Below are 13,211 nucleotides of genomic sequence, written 5' to 3' on the forward strand. Positions count from 1 at the left end.
GACGAGGGGAAGCGGCCAAACGGGCTGCGAGGCAACGACACACTTGGCCGCCACAGGCGACGGCATGGTGTTTTCTTCATCAGAGACCAGCACATGACCAACCACGTCCTGCGAATCCTGTCGTTTGTGAGTGTCGTCACCTTGACCGCCGGACTGGAGGCGCAATCCGCTCCCAGCGCGGCCCAGCAAATTGCCGCGGCCACCCTGGCACTCCCCGAAAAAATGCGCGATGGCGCCGGCGTGATGGGTTACCGGACGCCGGGCAAGTTGGAGCTGTTGCGCCCCGCCAAGAACGGGATGCTCTGCCTGGCCGACGATCCGGCGGAGGCCGCGTTCCATGTGTCCTGCTACGCGACCTCGATGGAGCCGTTCATGGCGCGCGGGCGAGCGTTGCGGGCCGAGGGCGTGAAGGGCGCCCAGGTGGACACGGTGCGATTCGCCGAGGTCAAGGCTGGGAAGTTGAAAATGCCCACCGCCCCTGCGGCGCTGTACCAGATTTTCGCCAAGGGCTACGATGCTGCGACCGGCACCGTAAAGGAGGGGGAGAATCTGTTCGTGGTGTACGTGCCGTTTGCCACCGAAGCGACGACCGGACTGAGCACGGTCCCCTCAGATACCAAGCCGTGGCTGATGCTCCCCGGGACACCCAAGGCGCACATCATGTTCAGCTCCAAGATGTAAGTGGCACGCCCCACTGCCACGGCCAGTACGCTGACCCGGGCGCGGCTGACGCGCGCGCAGGCGGAATTGTCGGCCCGTGACCCGAAGATGGCGCTGGCCATTGAGCGCGTAGGGGCGTGCACGCTGCTGCCGCGCCGCGAGGGGTCACACTTCGGACACCTCGCACGCAACATCATTTTTCAGCAACTATCGGGCAGTGCCGCCAGCACCATTCACGGGCGCTTCACGGCGCTCGTGGGTGGCGATGCCCAGGCCCCCGATCCGCGTGCCATTCTGGCCACGTCCGAGGACGCGTTGCGGACGTGCGGACTCTCACAGGCCAAGGTGCGCGCCGTGCGGGACCTCGCCCAGCACGTCGTGGACGAGCGATTGCCGCTGCATGCACTCCACACGATGGACGATCAGCAGGTCATCGATGCGCTGGTGCCGGTGCGTGGCATCGGCCCCTGGACGGCGCAAATGTTTCTCATGTTCCGGCTGGGGCGGCCTGATGTCTTGCCGGTGCTTGACCTCGGCGTGCGCAAAGGGGCGCAGCGCATTTATCGCACCCGGGCGCTGCCGGATGCCGTGCGACTGGAAAAGCTCGCGCGGAACTGGCGTCCCTGGGCAAGCGTTGCCAGTTGGTATTGCTGGCGGGTACTCGATCTCGAGGACGCTGGCGGCTGGTAGCGTAGGTGGCTCTGCAGGAGTGACGCAATGCCGGAGTTTCGTCAGCGGGTACGGGTGCCAGTGTCGGCGCAGGAGCTGTTTGCGTGGCACGAGCGTCCGGGCGCCTTTCTTCGCCTGTCGCCGCCGTGGGATCGCCCCGAGGTGGTGTCGCACGTCGGGGGAATTCGCGATGGTGCCAAGGTTGAGTTACGGGTACATGCCGGCCCCATTCCCACCACGTGGAAGCTCGAGCACCGCGACTATATCGCCAACGAGCAGTTCCGCGATGTCATGATTGCAGGGCCGTTCACGTCGTGGGTGCACACCCACCGCGTGGAGCCGGACGGTCCGTCAGCCAGCGTGCTCGACGATCACATCGCGTATGAGCTGCCGTTGGGGACGCTGGGTGAGGCGGTAGGCGGAGGGTTCGCCGCCAGCACACTGGCACGGGTCTTTGCCTACCGGCACGCCATTACGCTGGGTGATCTGGAACGGCACGCGGAGTATGCGAGCCGGCCTCGTCTGCGGGTCGCCATTACCGGGGCGACGGGATTCATTGGCAGCCAGCTGGCAGCGTTCCTGAGCACGGGCGGCCACGAAGTCATTCGCATTGGTCGAGGGGCGGTACAGCCCGGTGTGGTCGATGTGTCGTGGAACCCATCACGCGGCCAGTTGGACGCGGGCTCTCTGGAAGGGGTGGATGCGGTGATCCACCTGGCCGGGTCCAGCATTGCCGAACGGTGGACGGCCGCGCACAAGCAGGCCATTCGCGACAGTCGCGTGGAAGGCACCTCGTTGCTGGCGCACACGCTGGCGCAGCTGTCGCGCAAGCCGCGCGTGCTGCTGAGCGGGTCGGCGATTGGGGTGTACGGCAACCGCGGCGACGACGTGCTCGACGAGCGCAGCGCCTTCGGCACCGACTTCCTTGCCGATGTGGGCAAGGCGTGGGAAGCGGCCACCGCGCCGGCTGAACGCGCGGGCATTCGGGTGGTGCACCTGCGCACAGGCATTGTGCAGGGAGCGGCTGGTGGCGCACTCGCCAAGCAGGCCCCGCTCTTCAAGTTTGGTGTGGGCGGCCCGTTGGGGAGCGGCACACAGTGGCTCAGTCCAATCGCTCTGGATGATCACCTTGGCGCCATGCACTTCTGTCTCATGCGCGATGACATATCGGGCCCCGTGAACCTGGTGGCACCGGAGGCGGTCACCAACGCCGAGTTTACGAGGGTGCTGGCTGAGGTCTTGTCGCGTCCGGCGCTGGTACCGGCCCCGGCCTTTGCCCTTCGGCTGGCACTGGGCCGTGAGATGGCCGATGCGACGGTGCTGACCAGTCAGCGGGTGCGTCCCACGGTGCTGGAGCGGGCCGGCTTCCGTTGGCGGTTTCCAACGCTCAAGTCAATGCTGCAGTTTGAGTTAGGGGCTTGATAGTGGTGCCGTTTCTTGCTTCCTCCAATTGGAACAGCAGTTTCTGAACTGGCCGCCTGTGCTTTTTTGACACTTTTTGTGCGCTGAATCGTAGGTTCAGTACACATGAACGCCATCATCGTAGAGAGTGTCCTCTTCGTCGCCCTGCTGGCGGTGGTGGGGACGCTTTTACTAAGAGCGCTGGGCATTACGCCCTTCGGTCGCCGCATCCGGCAAACGGCGAACCGCAAGCGCATCGATAAACAGGCCGAACTCACCTGTCCCATTCACGGGATGCAGCGCGAAGAGGATCTCGTGCGCCTCCCCACCGGTGAGCCGTTGTGTTCCCTCTGCTACAAGGAAGCTGTCCATGGCGACATCTCTTGATGACAAGCTCGACGGGCTGCGCGATTCGTTCACCAGTTCCGTGCGCAACAACCTCCAGAACTCCGACAACGGCAACGGCGGGCGCAACGTGAAGCGGTTGGCGTTGGCGGCAGTGGGGCTGGTGGTGGCCATTCTGCTGGTGCGCCCCACGGTCGCGTACATCGAACCCGGCCACGTGGGCATCGTGATCAACCGGGCTGGTGGCGGCGTGTCGCCTACGCCGTTGGGCCCCGGATTCCATCTGCGCAATCCGCTGTTCACGGCCATCACGGAGTATCCCACATTCATGCAGACGCTGGTGCTCACGCGGGAAAGCACAGAAGGTTCGCCCAACAACGACGAAATCAACGTGAACTCCATTGAGGGGCAGCCGTTGTCACTCGATGTGTCCATGTCGTTCGAACTCGACGGCTCAAAAGTGCCGGCGCTGTATCAGACCTTCCGTACGGACATCCAGACCATTTCGCACGGTTTCATCAAACAGGCCGTTCGTCAGTCGCTCCAGGAGACCGTCGGGCAGGAGATGATTGCCGATATTCTTGGTCCCAAGAAGGCGGAAACGGTCGCGCAGACGCAGATCGCGTTGCAGAAGCGCCTCGATCCTTACGGCATTTCGGTGCGGCAGTTCACGCTCAACGAGTTCCGCGCACCGAAAGCGGTGATGGATGCCATCTCGCTCAAGAACGTCATGTCGCAGCAGGCGCTCACAGCCCAGAACGAATTGCAGAAGAACACGTTCCAGGCGCAGGGTGACAGTATCAAGGCGGCGGGTCGTGCCAAGGCCATCATGGCGGAAGCCGAAGCGCAGTCGCGGGCGAACGAATTGCTCTCGCGTAGCATTACCCAGACGCTGGTGCAATACGAGATGGCCAAGCGGTGGAACGGCCAGATGCCGCAGGTCACTGGTGGCGCGATGCCCATGATGCAGTTGCCGGGTGTCACCAAGAACGAATAGCTTGGTGGTATGCCGAATGTGAATTTCGAGACGTTGCCCAATGCGGCGCGTCTGTGGGTCTTCGCTGCGGCGGCTCCGGTAACCGGAGCCGCCGCAATCGCGTTGCACGCCATGGTGGACGAGCACCTGCGCAACTGGCGCGCGCACGGGGCACCACTGGTGTGCGCGCGCGACTGGCGTGACGATCGTTTTCTGGCCGTCGCGGTGGACGAGGCGGCTACCGGTGCCTCTGGCTGTTCCATTGACGCGCTCTTTCACGCGCTGCGTGACATTGAAGCGCAGGTGGGTAGCTCGCTGGTGGCGAGCGGACAGCTCTACTGGCGCGATGCCGCGGGCGTGGTGCAGGTGAGCGACCGGCCTTCGTTTCGAGCGCTCGCGTCGGCTGGTGGTGTGACCGTGCAAACACCGGTCTTCGATACCACCGTCACCACGGTTGGTGCGTGGCGTTCTGCTTTTGAAAAGCCGGCAGCCGACAGCTGGCACGCGCGGTTCATGCCATAAGCGGTCCTCATTCACTCATCACCTCCCCACCTCTCCACCACCTCCGGTCGGGCCCGTACCGGATCGACGGAGGTGGGGAGCTCAAGAGGTGAAGAGAAACCAGCTACCGCAGCCAATCGTCGAGATGCGCCGCCACGAAGTCATCATCGACGAGTTCCGGATACAGCGCTGGCAAACGCGCCAGCATCTCACTTTGCCCCGGTGACAAGCGCTCGTGCGTGTCGAACGTCCACGTGCCGCGCACCAGCCCCTGGCGGCGGAGCACCTCGAGAATGCCCGGCAGGCACCCCGTGTAACTGTTGGCGGCATCAAAGATCACCGCGTTCGCCATGGTGAGTGCCGCGCCGCGTGTGAGCCATTCGCGCGGCATGACCTCACTGCCACTGGCGCGCCACGCCTGAATCTCCTGTAGCATCTGCACGGCACGTGAGGTCCACACCGCCCACTGTCCGAGCAGTCCACCAACAAAATGTCGCGTGTACGCCCGTCCACCGCTGGTGACCGGAATATCCGTCACCAGATCGGGCACAATGGCATCGTCGTTGCCAGTGTACAGGGCAATGTCATCGCGCCCTGCATCGGCCAGCGCGCGCACCACCTCCAGCGTGGCGTAGCGATCGAACGGCGCCACCTTGATGGCCACCACGTTGGATATCTCGGCGAACTCGCGCCAGAACCGGTAGCTCAAGCGGCGGCCGCCCACCGCGGGTTGCAGATAGAAGCCAAAGAGCGGAATGGCGTCGGCCACCCGACGGCAGTGCGCCAGAATGGCGTCGTCGGTGGCGTCACGCCATGCCCCCAACGACAGCAGCCCGCAGTGGTATCCCAGTGCCAGCGCCACCTGCGCTTCGCGCAGTGCCTGGGCGGTATCCCCAATGAGCCCCGCGATGCGTACGAACGGACGCGACTGCTCGCCCAACGCGTCGTTGGCCGTGTGCGCCGCCAACTCCAACACGGGGCGGTAGAGCCCGATCTTGGCATCGTGAATGGGGAAGCCGGTGGTGTGGACGCCCACCGCCACGCCCCCCGCACCAGCCGCCACGTAATAGCGAGTGAGTGCGCGCTGATGCATCTCGTCCATGTCGCGCGACGGCGTCAGGGCCAGCGGATGCGCCGGAATGACCAGCCCACCCTGCAACGCCGCTCGCACGTTGAAGGGCGCAGGCGCGTCAATAGGTGCCATCGCGCACCTCGAATTTCGTGGGCTTGTTCAACAGTTTACCATTGCTGCGAATCCAGGCCACCGCCCACGCGCACAGCGTATCCAGCGGCAAGGGGGTGAAGGGGAGCATTTCCTCCAGACGATCCACATTGCCCACCAGCGCGTGGTCTGATTCGCTCCCCGTGAACACCGGCGACACGCCGGCATGTGTCGCCAGCCGTTCGGCCACGTCACGCACCCGCACCATGGGGCCGGTGATGTTGAGCGCCAGCGCCGGGGCATTGGCCACCAGCAACGCACGCAGCGCCAGACGGTTGGCATCGCCCTGCCAGATGGTGTTCACCCAGCCGGTGGTGAGATCGATGGGTTGCCGCTGCAGTACCTTGAGCGCCAGTTCCGTGATCACGCCGTAGCGCAGATCACACGCGTAGAACAGCCGAAAGAGCAGCAGCGGTGACGCACTGCGGCGCATGATGCTTTCAAAGACGCGCTCGCGCCCCACACAGCTGGCGGCGTACTCCCCATCCGGCAGCAGCGCATCGCCCTCCTGCGAGCCCCCATGGGCGACAGCGCTGGGGCCATACACGTTTCCCGTGGAGAAGCAGACCAACCGCGACCCCGCGTACCGTTCGGCGGCGTGCACACTCGCCACCACATTCTGGGTCCACGTGCCCACCGGATCGCCGGCGGTGCCGAACTTCTGTCCCGCCATCCAGATCACGTTGGCGGCGTCGGGGAGCCCCTCCACCGCCCGCGGGTCGGAGAGGTCGGCGCGGTGCACTTCGACGCCCGCCGTTTCGAGGCCATCGGCCACCGCGCGGTCGCTGAAGCGCGATACCGCAATCACTCGGCGCGAGCGGTCGGCAATCGCGCGCCGCGCCAGACGCGCGAGCGACGGTCCCATCTTGCCGCCGGCTCCAAGGATCAGCACGTCGCCACTGAGCGACTCGAGGGCGTGCACCGTTTCCTCGTCGGGCGCCGCGAGTCGCGCTTCGAGCGAGGGCTCAGAGGTGGGCGCGCTGTCGAGTGGGCTGGCCATGGGAGTCTCGTGTGAGTCGGTGGCAGCGCGCCTGAGCGCCAAGTGCGCTGTTGCCGCTATACGGCGACGGCAGTCTCGGCGGGCACCGGCGGCATCGGGATCCCCAGTTCCGCCGCCAGCGCGCGACGGCCCGCGTCAATACGCTCACGGGCCATGAGCTTGAGGCGGCCAACGTCGTCGAGCGTCATGCCGGTGGTGTCGATGGGCTCGAGTACCTGCGCCAATGCGCGGGCCCGCAAAAAGCGGAAGGTCCCCTTGGCCATGGCGTTCCGCGTGCCAGCCACGGCAATAGGGAGAATGGGCACCCCACTTTCAATTGCCAGGCGGAACGCGCCGTCCTTGAAGGGGAGCATCTCCTGCGTCTTGGAGCGGGTGCCTTCCGGGAAGATCATCACGCTCACTTTCTTGGCCAGCCGATCCCGACACTGCGCGATGGCGTCCAGCGTGGAGTCACGGTTGCCGCGCACCAGCTTGATGTCACCGGCCATCTGCATCATCCAGCCCATGCAGGGGATCTTGAACATGGTGTCCTTGCTCAGCCACTTCATTTCCCACGGAAAGCAGCTGATGAGAAAGACATCGGCGTACGACTCGTGGTTGGCCACCACCACGTACGGACGACGCGGGTCGGCGAGCGACCCGCGCACCCGAAACGACCAGAGCCCGTTCAGGCGCATGGCCGTCACCCCCACCAGCCGGAACATGCGGCCGGCGGCGTAGCGCCCTTTGTCAAACGGGGCGGTGAACAGAAAAATGACACCCACGACGGGCGTCCCCAGCATCACCACCAGCACCGTTTCGGTCCACGCCCACCAGTTCAGCATCGTGCCCATCATCAGAATCCTTATCAGGCCGAAGTAGCGGCAGCATAGCGCTTGAGACGCGCCACCATAGCGGCAAGTCCGCTTTCGCGAGCGCCGAGTCCAATGTCCTGCATGAGCAGCCGCACGAAATCGCCCGGCAGGGCCAGGGTTGTCGCGGGCGGCTGATCGTTGACGGCCGCAAAGGTGATGGCCAGCACGGCCGCCACGGTGGGCGACTGCCGGGCGTTCACGTCGGCGTAGAAGTGCATCGTGCCGTCGGCCTTCCACTCGGGGAAAATATCCACCCGGGTCTGGCACTCCGGCACCGTAAAGTCGGCGCGGTCGAGGGCGGCAAACCGCTCCGGGAGCGGCTCCAGCTTCTTCGACCAGGATAGCAGCGCCTGCATCTTGTCTTCCCGCTCCAGCATCCGGAACTGCTTGAGGGTGCGGGCAAGAGAAGGGGGCAGGGTATCGGGAGCATCGGACATGGCTCAAAAGTAGCCTATCCGCGCGCGCCCGTGACCCTGCCCCCTGCTGCCTGCTGCCTGCTTCCTGCTCCCTGTGCCGGTCGCCTTACCGTGGCAGGTCGATGGACGGACTCCGGCCAAAGAAGCCCACCGGCTTGATGGCAAAGCTGTGCCAGGCCACCGGCATCACTGGCCAGTCTTCCGGCCGTGGGACGTGGTGGAAGCCGAGGGTGAGCCACGTGACGACGTCGGTATTGGCAATCGCCCGGTTGGCCGACGTCCAGCGGGTCAATCCATCGCCGGCGACGCTGTTGGTGGGGTAGTCACCGCTGGCGTACAGTTCGGCCGGTGCATACGGCGTGGTCCACAGCGTGTGATCCACAAAGCCCGCGCGTTTGCGCATGTAGTCGTCGGGGGACATGAGCGACATGGCGCCATGCCCTTCGATTTCGTAGCCCACTGGCCAGCCGAACGGATTCATGACCGCCGGGTTCACAATGCGCCACACTTCCGGCGCGTTCATGGCCGACATGCGCATACCGTCCTTTTCGGTCTGGGCGGTGAGCGTGTTCACCGTCCAGATGCTGCGCCGCGGATTGTCCTTGGGCAGCGTGGTGGTTTGCAGTTTGTCGACCAGCAACGAGTTCTGCGTGCCGTCCACGTCCATGTCGAGGCGGAACGAGAAGAAGTGGCTGTGGTTCACACCGACGAGCTTGTTGGCAATGATGCGGCCGTAGTCGTTGTCCTTCGGTGTGCCCGAGGCGGCCTTCACCTGGTCCATGCCGGTGGCGCCAAGATTCACCGTGATGGAGCCATCCTGCTGCAGCACCCAGTCAAAGAGGTAATCGTAGTTGCCGGCGTTCATGTACATGCGCAGCACGAGGTCGGTGCGCGGGCGCGCTTCGTTCACCCCGCCGCCGGCGCGCGTGTGGCGCCAGGCCACGTCGCCGGTGTTGCGCTCAAAGAGACAAGCTGTGCGCTGGCGTTCACGCGGCGCGCCTTTTTCCGTGACGACGTAGCTGTGGAAATAGGTGGCGTAGCGTGGGCACTCCACCCCCGGCTCCAGTGAGCTGGCAATGCCGCCAAAGGCAAACGGATAGGTGCCGAGGTCGAAATAGCCCTGATAGTTCCACGGGTCGGCGGCGTCCATGTACGGTACGAACAGCTCCGACAGTGAGCCCTGATACATGACTGAGCGTTCCTTGCCGCCATCAACATAGCGCACACGCGAGACCACCAGTCCGCGCCGCATGTCCATGCGGAAGTGGAACTTCCAGTTCTGCCACTCCACTTCGTGGCCATTCAGCGTGTACGTGGCGCCCTTGGGTTGCACCATTTCCACGGGGTTCACCGGCGCACGGGTGGCGCCGATCTCTTCCGGGGAATGTCCATCGGGAAGACCGCTGCGCGCCCCCCCAACATCCAGCACGCGCAAGACTTTTTCGTTGGTGAGATCGACCACGATCACCAGCCCATCAAACGATTCGCCATAGCCGGAGATGCGATTCCGATCGTCGCCGCACGACAAATGCAAGACCCGGGCGTTCCGCTCCTCGGGCAAATCGAAGTACCCGTTGTTGGCCGGACTGCACCCCACGTGAGTGAAATCGGTGACGCCGCGCTTGCGCAGTGCTTCCTTCACCCGTGGGTCTTTCATGGCCAGCGCGTCCGCGGCGCGCGACTCCGGGCCACTGGTCATGTACTGCTTGCCGGGGAGCTGCGTCCACGAGACGACGTTCTTGCCGGTAATGTCCACCACGGCTTCGTACCCGAACTTGCCTTGCGTGAGGTGCACCAGCGCTTCACGCTTGAGTGGCTGTCCCGGTCGCCACGCCAGCACCTCGCTCTTCACCGGCTCCTTGAGCCCCTCGTACAGCAGTCGGAAGGTGGAGTCGAGCTTCCCGGACGACTGCAGGGCGTCATAAATGGCCCAGTGTTCACGCGCCGAAAGCTGGTCCAACGGATGCAGCGGGGTCTGGCCGTGCAGGGCGGCTCCTGCCGGTACGAGCATCCCGGCCACCGTGACCATGGCCGCTGTCGCCGATTGGCGAATGGAACGTGAACAGTACCGCACGTGGGATCTCCAGAGTTCAAGACGGGATGAAAGCACCGGGCGTGGCGAAGGTCGCGCCTCGTCACTGCCCGCGCAATCACTGCTTCGGGTGTGATTCACCGGGGCGCTTCCGCATTTGACGTCCTGTCATTCTGGGGCAATGGTTCACAGACTGCCTGTTATTTCGATTTCATCCGGAGCCAAGTTGCCTCGCCACGTTGGGCCGAACGTTCTGCTGCTTTGTGCTGCCGGGGTCCTTGGGGCCTGCGGAAACGGAGAGGGTGCTGCCACTGCGGTGGGGACCCTCGAGATGATCGAGGTGGACGTTGGCCCGCTGCAGCCGGCGCGCGCGGTGCGTGTGCTGGTGCAGGAGGGGGATGTGGTGCGGGCCGGCGATACACTCGCCGTCTTCTCCACCCCGACGCTCACGGCCAGCGTGGCGCAGGCGGAGGCGCGAGCGGCGGCCGCGGACCAATCTTCCCAGGAGCTGTCGAGCGGTGCTCGGCCGGCGGAAATCGCCCGCGCGCAGAAGGAGCTGCAGGCGGTTGAGGCCGAGGCCACGCGAGCGGCGGCCGATCTGGCCCGGCTGGAGCCGCTCGCGGCCCGAGGAGACGTAAGTCGGGCGACGCTCGACGCGGCGCGAGCAGCGGCTGGCGTGACGGCCAACCGTCGGGATGCCGCGCGCGAGGCGCTTCGGCTCGTGCGCGATGGGGCGCGGGTGGAACGCCGGGCGGCCGCGGCCGCGGAAGCGCGCGGGGCACAGGCCGCGGCCGATGGCTGGCGGGCCACGGCCAATGATCTGGTGCTCGTGTCGCCGGTGAACGGCGTGGTCTCCAGCCGCAATGTGGAGCCGGGCGAAGTGCTCTCGGCCGGGCAAAGTGCGGTCACAGTGGGACAGCCGGACCGGCCGTGGGCGCGCATTTATGTGTCGCAGTTCGTGTTGCCGCAGCTCAAGGCGGGGGACACGCTGTTGGCACGGCTCGATGGCGATACCACGGCCTATGCCGGGCGCATCACGGCCATTGCCTCCAAGGCGGAGTTCACGCCACGCGTGGCGCTTACCGAACAGGAGCGCGAGGATCTGCTCTTCGGGGTGAAGGTGGAGTTCACCGCCAACACCGAACGGCTGCGCGCCGGCTTGCCCGTGACGGTGACGCTGCCCTCGGTATCCCGTTCGTCACCGCGTTGACGTGACAACAGGCGTGGGACCGACGACATCGGTGGTGCGGACACAGGCACTGCACAAGCAATTCGGATCGCTGGTGGCGGTGCATTCGCTCGATTTGGAGATCCGGCGCGGCGAAGTGTTTGGCTTGCTCGGTCCGAACGGATCGGGAAAGACGACGACTATTCGCATGTTGTGCGGCCTGGTGCTTCCAACAAGTGGTACCGCTGAGGTGGCCGGTTTTGACATTACCACCGATGCGGAGAAAGTACGGCGGCGCATTGGCTACATGTCGCAGCGCTACGGTCTGTACGATGAGCTCACCGTGGCGGAGAATCTGCGGTTCTATGCCTCGGTGTACGGGCTGGTAGGGAAAGCGCGTGACGTGCGTCTGGCTGAACACGTGGAGTTGCTGGGGCTGGGGGAACGCTTGCGGCAACGGGCCGGCACACTAAGTGGCGGGTGGAAGCAGCGGTTGGCGCTGGCCTGTGCCACGGCGCATCACCCTGATCTGGTTTTCCTGGACGAACCCACGGCCGGTGTGGATCCGGCGGCGCGGCGTACGTTCTGGCAGACCATTTATGATCTGGCGCAAGCAGGCACCACGGTGCTGGTCACCACGCATTACATGGACGAAGCCGAGCGGTGCCAGCGGCTCGCCTTTCTGTCGCGCGGGCATCTCATTGGGCTGGGCACTCCCGCCGAAGTGGTGCAACAGTTCGGCGCCAAGACGGTTGAAGATGTGTTCGTGATGCTGCAGCAGCGCGATGAGCAGGCCGCGCACGGAGGCGTGTCGTGAACGCGCTGTACGAGCGAATCCAGCGGTGGACTGCGTGGCCAATGTTGTGGAAAGAGTTTCTGCAACTGCGGCGGGACCGGCTCACCTTTGCGCTCATGACCGGCCTGCCGGCCATTCAGCTGCTGCTCTTCGGGTACGCCATTCAGACGGACGTACGCAAGCTGCCCACGGTGGTCGTGGATGAGTCGCGCACCAGTGAGAGTCGCGCGCTCATTCAGGTACTGCAGAATACCGACAACTTCCGGGTGGTGCAGGCGGTTGCCAATCGCGGCGAAGCACAGCGTTGGATTGAGCGCGGCGCGGCGCGGGTGGCGCTGGTCATTCCGCCGGAGTACCAGCGCAATATCCGTGGTGGGCATACCGGTGTGGCGCAATTGCTCATTGATGCCGCCGATCCGCAGTCAAGCGGCGCGGCCATTGCCGGGGCACAGCTGGCGGCGCAGGCGCGTGGTGCACAACTGCTGGCGCAGCGCTATCAGTTGCGGCCGCCGGTGGAGATTCGCGTGCGCCCGTGGTACAACCCGGCGCAGAAGAGCGCGGTGTTCATTGTGCCTGGCATTGTGGGGATCCTGCTCACCATTACCATGACGCTCATTACCAGTACGGCGGTGGTGCGTGAGCGCGAACGTGGGACGCTGGAACAGCTCATCGTGACCCCCATTGGCAAGATGAGTCTCATGCTGGGCAAGCTCGTCCCGTTCGTGCTGGTGGGGTATGTGCAGATGTCGGTCATTCTGCTGCTGGGGGTGCTGTTCTTTGATATCCCCGTGCGCGGCAACCTGCTGCTGCTCTATGCGCTGGCGCTGGTGTTCATTGTGGCCTCGCTGGGCGTTGGGCTCCTCATCTCCACGGTGGCGCGCAGTCAGGCGCAGGCGATGCAGCTGAGCTTTTTCTTCATGCTCCCCAACATTCTGCTGTCCGGCTACATCTTTCCGCGCGCTGCGATGCCCGAGCCGGCGCAGTGGCTTGGCCTGTTGCTGCCGCTCACGTTCTTCCTGGATATTCTGCGCGGCGTACTGCTCAAGGGCGTGGGCGTCCGCGATTTGTATGTGCAGCTGGGCGCGCTGGTGGTGCTGGCCAGTGTGCTGTTCACCGTGAGCGTGAAACGGTTCTCCAAGACGCTCGACTAGCTGCAGAGGGGAACGGCGGT

Annotated in this window: 14 protein-coding genes; 9 read left to right on the forward strand and 5 right to left on the reverse strand. The window is 64.9% G+C overall.

What is annotated here, in order from left to right; translation table 11 throughout:
* The first annotated feature begins 93 nt into the window (after window positions 1-93).
* The 6 genes from GEMMAAP_RS02600 to GEMMAAP_RS02625 all read left to right on the forward strand — a co-directional run bounded on the left by GEMMAAP_RS02600 (window position 94) and on the right by GEMMAAP_RS02625 (window position 4,573).
* Complete coding sequence (locus tag GEMMAAP_RS02600; protein ID WP_053333976.1) at window positions 94-681, forward strand: hypothetical protein; 588 nt, start codon at window positions 94-96, stop codon at window positions 679-681.
* Window positions 682-1,350 carry a DNA-3-methyladenine glycosylase family protein gene (locus GEMMAAP_RS02605; RefSeq protein WP_053333977.1) on the forward strand — a complete coding sequence of 223 codons (669 nt, stop codon included), beginning with the start codon at window positions 682-684 and terminating at the stop codon, window positions 1,348-1,350.
* A 27-nt stretch (window positions 1,351-1,377) separates the two neighbouring features.
* Window positions 1,378-2,751: a TIGR01777 family oxidoreductase gene (locus GEMMAAP_RS02610; RefSeq protein ID WP_026849310.1), complete on the forward strand. Its 1,374-nt coding sequence runs from the start codon at window positions 1,378-1,380 to the stop codon at window positions 2,749-2,751.
* Between the two features lie 105 nt (window positions 2,752-2,856).
* Entirely contained in the window at window positions 2,857-3,117 is a 261-nt protein-coding gene (locus tag GEMMAAP_RS02615; protein WP_026849311.1) for a hypothetical protein, read from the forward strand.
* Complete coding sequence (locus GEMMAAP_RS02620; protein ID WP_026849312.1) at window positions 3,101-4,072, forward strand: prohibitin family protein; 972 nt, start codon at window positions 3,101-3,103, stop codon at window positions 4,070-4,072. Before GEMMAAP_RS02615 ends, GEMMAAP_RS02620 begins: the two co-directional genes overlap by 17 nt.
* A 9-nt stretch (window positions 4,073-4,081) precedes the next feature.
* A complete protein-coding gene (locus GEMMAAP_RS02625) occupies window positions 4,082-4,573 on the forward strand; it encodes a hypothetical protein (RefSeq protein ID WP_026849313.1) in 492 nt (163 codons plus the stop codon).
* Between the two features lie 103 nt (window positions 4,574-4,676).
* Here GEMMAAP_RS02625 and GEMMAAP_RS02630 read toward each other — a convergent pair whose 3' ends face one another.
* The 5 genes from GEMMAAP_RS02630 to GEMMAAP_RS02650 all read right to left on the reverse strand — a co-directional run bounded on the left by GEMMAAP_RS02630 (window position 4,677) and on the right by GEMMAAP_RS02650 (window position 10,118).
* Entirely contained in the window at window positions 4,677-5,756 is a 1,080-nt protein-coding gene (locus GEMMAAP_RS02630; protein WP_026849314.1) for a dihydrodipicolinate synthase family protein, read from the reverse strand.
* A complete protein-coding gene (locus tag GEMMAAP_RS02635) occupies window positions 5,743-6,774 on the reverse strand; it encodes an NAD-dependent epimerase/dehydratase family protein (RefSeq protein WP_026849315.1) in 1,032 nt (343 codons plus the stop codon). The genes GEMMAAP_RS02630 and GEMMAAP_RS02635 overlap by 14 nt, the downstream gene beginning before the upstream one ends.
* Before the next feature lie 56 nt (window positions 6,775-6,830).
* The gene (locus tag GEMMAAP_RS02640; protein WP_053333978.1) at window positions 6,831-7,610 is read right to left on the reverse strand and encodes a lysophospholipid acyltransferase family protein; all 780 of its coding nucleotides are present in this window, start codon (window positions 7,608-7,610) and stop codon (window positions 6,831-6,833) included.
* An 11-nt stretch (window positions 7,611-7,621) separates the two neighbouring features.
* Window positions 7,622-8,065 (reverse strand): SufE family protein, encoded by a 444-nt coding sequence (locus GEMMAAP_RS02645; RefSeq protein WP_026849316.1) that lies wholly within the window; start codon window positions 8,063-8,065, stop codon window positions 7,622-7,624.
* 85 nt (window positions 8,066-8,150) lie between these two features.
* On the reverse strand, window positions 8,151-10,118 hold the full coding sequence (locus GEMMAAP_RS02650; RefSeq protein ID WP_145978963.1) for a copper amine oxidase: 1,968 nt from the start codon (window positions 10,116-10,118) through the stop codon (window positions 8,151-8,153).
* Between the two features lie 289 nt (window positions 10,119-10,407).
* On the opposite strand from GEMMAAP_RS02650, the gene GEMMAAP_RS02655 reads away from it, so the two are divergent.
* From GEMMAAP_RS02655 to GEMMAAP_RS02665, 3 genes are read left to right on the forward strand one after another with little or no spacing between them, the layout of a single operon-like run.
* Window positions 10,408-11,286 (forward strand): HlyD family secretion protein, encoded by an 879-nt coding sequence (locus GEMMAAP_RS02655; RefSeq protein WP_026849318.1) that lies wholly within the window; start codon window positions 10,408-10,410, stop codon window positions 11,284-11,286.
* Window positions 11,287-11,299: 13 nt separating this feature from the next.
* Window positions 11,300-12,061, forward strand: a complete 762-nt coding sequence (locus GEMMAAP_RS02660) for an ABC transporter ATP-binding protein (protein ID WP_026849319.1) — start codon at window positions 11,300-11,302, stop codon at window positions 12,059-12,061.
* Between the two features lie 41 nt (window positions 12,062-12,102).
* On the forward strand, window positions 12,103-13,191 hold the full coding sequence (locus GEMMAAP_RS02665; protein WP_082821001.1) for an ABC transporter permease: 1,089 nt from the start codon (window positions 12,103-12,105) through the stop codon (window positions 13,189-13,191).
* Window positions 13,192-13,211 lie beyond the last annotated feature (20 nt).

Origin of the sequence: Gemmatimonas phototrophica, from assembly GCF_000695095.2 — a bacterium.
In the GTDB taxonomy this organism is placed as follows: Bacteria; Gemmatimonadota; Gemmatimonadetes; order Gemmatimonadales; family Gemmatimonadaceae; genus Gemmatimonas; species Gemmatimonas phototrophica.

Coding starts and splice junctions, on each gene's coding strand:
- GEMMAAP_RS02600 (WP_053333976.1), top strand. CDS start 94: ATGACCAACCACGTCCTGCGAATCCTGTCGTTTGTGAGTGTCGTCACC.
- GEMMAAP_RS02610 (WP_026849310.1), top strand. CDS start 1,378: ATGCCGGAGTTTCGTCAGCGGGTACGGGTGCCAGTGTCGGCGCAGGAG.
- GEMMAAP_RS02615 (WP_026849311.1), top strand. CDS start 2,857: ATGAACGCCATCATCGTAGAGAGTGTCCTCTTCGTCGCCCTGCTGGCG.
- GEMMAAP_RS02620 (WP_026849312.1), top strand. CDS start 3,101: ATGGCGACATCTCTTGATGACAAGCTCGACGGGCTGCGCGATTCGTTC.
- GEMMAAP_RS02625 (WP_026849313.1), top strand. CDS start 4,082: ATGCCGAATGTGAATTTCGAGACGTTGCCCAATGCGGCGCGTCTGTGG.
- GEMMAAP_RS02630 (WP_026849314.1), bottom strand. CDS start 5,756: ATGGCACCTATTGACGCGCCTGCGCCCTTCAACGTGCGAGCGGCGTTG.
- GEMMAAP_RS02635 (WP_026849315.1), bottom strand. CDS start 6,774: ATGGCCAGCCCACTCGACAGCGCGCCCACCTCTGAGCCCTCGCTCGAA.
- GEMMAAP_RS02640 (WP_053333978.1), bottom strand. CDS start 7,610: ATGATGGGCACGATGCTGAACTGGTGGGCGTGGACCGAAACGGTGCTG.
- GEMMAAP_RS02645 (WP_026849316.1), bottom strand. CDS start 8,065: ATGTCCGATGCTCCCGATACCCTGCCCCCTTCTCTTGCCCGCACCCTC.
- GEMMAAP_RS02655 (WP_026849318.1), top strand. CDS start 10,408: ATGATCGAGGTGGACGTTGGCCCGCTGCAGCCGGCGCGCGCGGTGCGT.
- GEMMAAP_RS02665 (WP_082821001.1), top strand. CDS start 12,103: ATGTTGTGGAAAGAGTTTCTGCAACTGCGGCGGGACCGGCTCACCTTT.